This window comes from Arthrobacter sp. SIMBA_036, assembly GCF_046535135.1.
GTDB lineage: Bacteria > Actinomycetota > Actinomycetes > Actinomycetales > Micrococcaceae > Arthrobacter.
In genome coordinates, this window is record NZ_JAWRXG010000282.1 from 1 (window position 1) to 259 (window position 259).

Sequence of the window (259 nt, forward strand, 5' to 3'; positions counted from 1 at the left end):
ATTTTTAAATGAAAATAGTATACGATCGAACTTCTTATTTTCCAGATCACTTTTTTGACAGTACGTATTTGTCTCGTACAGTACTTGCCCTAACCTGTCCTGCATGCGAAAACCAACATGTGGGTCGGAATACTCACTTAAACCTGAACAGGAGATTTCAAATGAATAGTTTTTTCCAACTTCCATGCAATTGACTGGCTCATTTGAATCATTCAGTATTTTAACATCTTTTACGAATTTGTTTATTTTAACGAACCGT

At 34.4% G+C, this 259-nt stretch carries 1 protein-coding gene; it reads right to left on the bottom strand.

From position 1 onward, the window contains the following. Positions 1-246: Wzt carbohydrate-binding domain-containing protein (locus SB659_RS19895; RefSeq protein ID WP_410551664.1), on the bottom strand; the 246-nt coding region annotated here is incomplete at its 3' end. Positions 247-259: the final 13 nt, after the last annotated feature.